The organism is Mycobacterium sp. TH-M15 (genome assembly GCF_057473705.1).
In genome coordinates this window covers 1-5,474 of the sequence record NZ_JBYCLB010000447.1, presented here as the reverse complement: position 1 = coordinate 5,474, position 5,474 = coordinate 1, and the positions used below count along the sequence as shown (strand labels likewise).

The window sequence follows — 5,474 nt, the reverse complement described above, 5'->3', positions numbered from 1 at the left end:
ACCCGCTTCGGCACCTGGCTGGGCCGGCCGATGACGTCGTTTCATCTGGTCATCGCGGTTGCCGCGCTGCTGACCACACTCGGGCTGATCATGGTGCTGTCGGCATCCGGGGTGCAGTCCTACGACACCGACGGGTCGGCCTGGCGCATCTTCGCCAAACAGCTGCTCTGGACGCTGATCGGGCTGATCGCCTGCTATGCCGCGCTGCGGATGCGGGTCCGGTTCATGCGGCGCATCGCGTTCGCCGGGTTCGCGTCCACGATCGTTTTGTTGGTGCTGGTCTTGATCCCGGGAATCGGCACCCTCTCCAACGGCTCCCGCGGCTGGTTCGTGGTCGCCGGGTTCTCGATGCAGCCGTCCGAGCTCGCCAAGATCGCGTTCGCGATCTGGGGGGCGCACCTGATGGCGTCCCGGCGGCTGGAGCGCGCGTCGCTGCGCGAGATGCTGGTTCCGCTGGTGCCGGCCGCGGTCATCGCGCTGGCCTTGATCGTGGCCCAGCCCGACCTGGGACAGACCGTGTCGTTGGGCATCATTCTGTTGGCGCTGCTCTGGTATGCCGGCCTGCCGCTGCGGGTGTTCACCAGTTCGCTGGCCGCGGTCGTCGTCTCGGTCGCCATCCTGGCGATCTCCGAGGGTTATCGATCCGACCGGGTGCGGTCCTGGCTGGATCCGGACGCGGACCCGCAGGACACCGGGTACCAGGCCAGGCAGGCGAAGTTCGCGCTGGCCAACGGCGGCATCTTCGGTGACGGCCTGGGCCAGGGCACCGCGAAGTGGAACTACCTGCCGAACGCGCATAACGACTTCATCTTCGCGATCATCGGCGAGGAGCTGGGCTTCATCGGCGGATTCGGGCTGCTGGCGTTGTTCGGCCTGTTCGCCTACACCGGGATGCGCATCGCCAAACGCTCGGCCGACCCGTTCCTGCGGCTGCTGACCGCCACCACCACGATGTGGGTGATCGGCCAGTCGTTCATCAACGTGGGCTACGTAATCGGCTTGCTGCCGGTCACCGGCATCCAGTTGCCGCTGATATCGGCGGGCGGAACATCCACGGCGACAACCCTTCTGATGGTCGGCGTGCTGGCCAACGCGGCACGGCACGAACCCGAGGCGGTGGCCGCGCTGCGGACCGGCAGCGACGACCGGATGAACCGGCTGCTGCGGCTGCCGTTGCCGGAGCCCTACGCGCCGACCCGGGTCGAGGCGCTGCGCGACCGATTGCGGTCCCGGCCGCAGCCGGCCAAACGGCCGCCGGGCGAACCCCGCCGCCGGGGCGGGGATCGGCCGGTACGGCGGACCACGGGCGGCGATCGGGCGGCGGCCAGGCATCATGGAGGCGATCGGCGGCAGGCCGGTCGGCGTCCGGCGCGCAGCCGTGCGCGCACACTGGAAGGTCAGCGTTACGGGTGAGCGACTCGGTCACGAAACCGGCGGGTGATGCGCCGATATCGGTTGTCCTGGCCGGCGGGGGGACCGCCGGGCACGTCGAACCCGCGATGGCCGTCGCCGATGCGCTGACCGAGCTGGATCCGACCGCCCGGATCACCGCGCTGGGCACCGCCCGCGGTCTGGAGACCCGGCTGGTTCCGGACCGCGGATACCAGCTGGAGCTGATCACCCCGGTGCCGCTGCCGCGCAAACTCAACGCCGACCTGGCCCGGCTCCCGGGCCGGGTGCTGCGCGCGGTGCGGCAGACCCGGGCGGTGCTGAACCGGGTCGACGCCGACGTGGTGATCGGCTTCGGCGGTTACGTGGCGCTGCCGGCCTACCTGGCCGCCCGGCGCCGACGTCGGGTCCCGGTGGTGATTCACGAGGCCAATGCCCGGGCCGGGTTGGCCAACCGGGTCGGCGCCCGGATGGCGCGCCGGGTGCTCTCGGCGGTGCCCGAGTGCGGGCTGCGGCGTGCCGAAATGGTCGGCGTTCCGGTGCGGGCGGCGATCACCAGCCTGGACCGCGCGGCGTTGCGGTCCACCGCCCGCGCCGAATTCGGCTTCGCCGACGACGCCCGGGTGCTGCTGGCGTTCGGCGGCTCGCAGGGCGCCCGCTCCATCAACCGGGCCGTTTCCGGGGCGGCTAAACCGCTTGCAGCGGCCGGTGTTTCGGTGTTGCACGCGCGCGGGCCGAAGAACAGCCTGGAGCTACCCGAGCCCGCCGCGGGTGATCCGCCGTACGTCGCGGTGCCCTACCTGGACCGGATGGACCTGGCCTATGCCGCCGCCGACCTGGCGATCTGCCGGTCCGGCGCGATGACGGTCGCCGAGGTGTCGGCGGTCGGGCTCCCGGCGGTCTACGTCCCGCTGCCGATCGGCAACGGCGAGCAGCGGCTCAACGCCCTGCCGGTGGTCGACGCCGGCGGCGGCCTGCTGGTCGACGACGCCGAACTGACCCCGGAATTCGTGGCGGGCACCGTCGCCGGGCTGCTCACCGACGAACCGCGACTGGCGGCGATGACGGCCGCGGCGAGGCAGGCCGGGCGCCCGGACGCCGCGCGGCGGGTGGGCGCCGTCGCACTGGACGTCGCGCGCGAAGCGCGGGGCCGACGGTGACCGCCGAGCGGCTCCCGCCGGAACTGCGCCGGGTGCATATGGTCGGGATCGGGGGAGCGGGGATGTCCGGCATCGCGCGCATCCTGCTGGACCGCGGCGGGCTGGTCTCCGGATCGGACGCGAAGGAATCCCGCGGGGTCCGGGCGCTGCGTGCCCGCGGCGCACAGATCCGGATCGGTCATGACCCGTCGGCGCTGGACATGCTGCCCGGCGGGGCGAGCAGTGTGGTCACCACCCATGCCGCGATCCCGAAGACCAACCCCGAGCTGATCGAAGCGCACCGCCGCGGTGTCCCGGTGCTGCTGCGGCCGGCCGTGCTGGCCAAGCTGATGGAGGGCCGGACCACCCTGCTGGTCACCGGCACCCACGGCAAGACCACGACGACGTCGATGCTGGTGGTGGCGTTGCAGCACTGCGGGATGGACCCGTCGTTCGCGATCGGCGGCGAGCTGGGCTCCGGTGGCGCAGAAGCCGGGACCAACGCCCACCACGGCAGCGGGAGCTGCTTCGTCGCCGAAGCCGACGAGAGCGACGGGTCGCTGTTGGAGTACGCCCCGGACATCGCGGTGGTGACCAACATCGACGCCGACCATCTGGATTTCTTCGGCACGGCCGACGCCTACACCGCGGTCTTCGATTCGTTCGTGCAGCGGCTCGCACCGGGTGGGGCGGTGGTGGTGTGCACCGACGACCCCGGGTCGGCCGCACTGGCCGAGCGCAGCGCCGCCCGCGGCGTCCGGGTGTTGCGGTACGGCTCGCAGCCGCAGCAGACCGGTAACGGCAGCGGCGACGGCCTGGCCGGCCGGCTGCTGAGCTGGGAGCAGCAGGGCACCGGCGCGGTCGCGCAGATCCAGCTGGCCGATCGGGCCCGTCCGGAGGCGATGCGGCTGTCGGTGCCCGGCCGGCACATGGCGCTCAACGCCCTGGGCGCGCTGCTGGCCGCACAAGAGGCCGGGGCCCCGGTCGACGCCGTGCTGGACGGACTGGCCGGCTTCGACGGGGTGCGTCGCCGGTTCGACCCGGTCGGCACGGTCGGCTCGGTCCGCGTCTTCGACGACTACGCGCACCACCCGACCGAGGTGACCGCGACCCTGACCGCGGTCCGCGGAGTGCTGCAGCAGCGTGGCCGGGGCCGCAGCCTGGTGGTGTTTCAGCCGCATTTATATTCCCGGACAAAGACTTTCGCTACCGATTTCGGGCACGCACTGGACTCCGCCGACGAGGTCTTTGTGCTCGACGTCTACGGTGCGCGCGAGCAGCCGCTGCCCGGGATCAGCGGCGCCAGCATCGCCGAGCACGTCAGCGTCCCGGTGCACTACCTGCCGGATTTCTCGACGGTGGCCGAGGCGGTCGCCGCGGCCGCCGGGCCGGGTGACGTGATCGTCACGATGGGCGCCGGCGACGTGACCATGCTGGGCCCGGAGATCGTCACCGCGCTGCAGCTGCGGGAGAACCGGAGCATGCCCGGACAACCCGGGATGCTGTGATGAGCTCGCACGACCCGCAGGGCGGCACCACCGCCGACGAACTCGCCGAGTCGGGCGCCGCCGATCCGGCAAACGTGCCCGCCGGCGACGACGCCGCCGGTCCGACCGGCCCGGCGGCACCGCAGCCGGCCGAGGTCGAGGGCCCGCGCCGTCGCGCCCGGCGGGAACGAGCCGAGCGCCGCGCTGCCCAGGCTCGCGCCGAGGCCATCGAACAGGCGCGGCGCGAGGCCAAGCGGCGCGCCGTGCTCCGCCGGGCCGAACCGGAACCGCTGCCGCGTGGCACCATCCGCGGGCTGAAAGTGCTGCTGGGCAGCGTGCTGGCGGCGGTGGCCGCGGTCGGCGCCGGCCTGATCCTGTACTTCACGCCGGTGATGTCGGCGCGCACCATCGACGTGACCGGGATCGAGGCGGTCAGCCGCGATGAGGTGCTGGACGTCGCCAGGGTGCCGCCGGGGGTGCCGCTGCTGCAGATCGAGACCGGTGAGGTGGCCGACCGGGTGGCCACCGTCCGCCGGGTCGCCAGCGCGCGGGTGCAACGCCAGTACCCGTCGACGCTGCGGATCATCGTCGTCGAACGGATCCCGGTGGTGGTGAAGGACTTCCCGGACGGCCCGCACCTGTTCGACCGGGACGGCGTAGACTTCGCCACCGCGCCGCCGCCGCCGAACCTGCCCTACCTCGACGTCGACCATCCGAGTCCGACCGACCCGACCACGATGGCCGCGCTGGAGGTGATGACCGCGCTGCGGCCCGAGGTGGTCGCACAGGTCAGCCGGGTGGAAGCGCCGTCGGTCGCCTCGATCACCCTGACGCTGACCGACGGCCGGACGGTGATCTGGGGCGGCACCGGCCGCACGGCCGAGAAGGCCGAGAAGCTGGCGGCGTTGCTGACCCAACCCGGAGGGATCTACGACGTGTCCAGCCCGGATCTGCCGACGGTGCGCTAGTCCCCGGCCGTCGGCAGACCGACGACCGGGAAAAAATTCGCCCGGCGCGTCGCGGCGTGCCTGCCGGGGCAGCGGCCATGGTGGCCATACTGTGGCGGGTGCGCGGAACTACTTGACATAACTCTATACCTATGGTTGAGGTTTAGGGTTTCGGCTGCACCGGCCGGCCGGGGAGTTCCCCGTCAGACCCGGCTCCGTCAGGGAGGACAGTCCCACCAGGGAGGAAGACCAGAGATGACCCCGTCGCATAACTACCTGGCCGTCATCAAAGTCGTGGGTATCGGTGGCGGCGGCGTCAACGCCGTGAACCGGATGATCGAGCAGGGCCTCAAGGGCGTGGAGTTCATCGCGATCAACACCGACGCCCAGGCGCTGTTGATGAGCGATGCCGACTTCAAGCTCGACGTCGGCCGGGACTCCACCCGCGGGCTCGGTGCCGGCGCCGACCCGGAGGTGGGCCGCAAGGCGGCCGAAGACGCCAAGGACGAGAT

The 5,474-nt window shown here is 71.9% G+C and carries 4 protein-coding genes and 1 pseudogene; all 5 read left to right on the top strand.

What is annotated here, in order from left to right:
* The coding region (gene ftsW, locus AC2VNT_RS10825) for a putative lipid II flippase FtsW (RefSeq protein WP_486946855.1) at window positions 1-1,413 on the top strand (1,413 nt) is incomplete at its 5' end.
* Complete coding sequence (gene murG / locus AC2VNT_RS10820) at window positions 1,410-2,549, top strand: undecaprenyldiphospho-muramoylpentapeptide beta-N-acetylglucosaminyltransferase (protein ID WP_486946854.1); 1,140 nt, start codon at window positions 1,410-1,412, stop codon at window positions 2,547-2,549. The genes ftsW and murG, both read left to right, overlap by 4 nt.
* On the top strand, window positions 2,546-4,036 hold the full coding sequence (murC, locus tag AC2VNT_RS10815; RefSeq protein ID WP_486946853.1) for a UDP-N-acetylmuramate--L-alanine ligase: 1,491 nt from the start codon (window positions 2,546-2,548) through the stop codon (window positions 4,034-4,036). Before murG ends, murC begins: the two co-directional genes overlap by 4 nt.
* Window positions 4,036-4,983: a cell division protein FtsQ/DivIB gene (locus AC2VNT_RS10810; protein WP_486946852.1), complete on the top strand. Its 948-nt coding sequence runs from the start codon at window positions 4,036-4,038 to the stop codon at window positions 4,981-4,983. The genes murC and AC2VNT_RS10810 overlap by 1 nt, the downstream gene beginning before the upstream one ends.
* Before the next feature lie 234 nt (window positions 4,984-5,217).
* Window positions 5,218-5,474: pseudogene (locus tag AC2VNT_RS10805) on the top strand (cell division protein FtsZ); the annotation flags it as partial.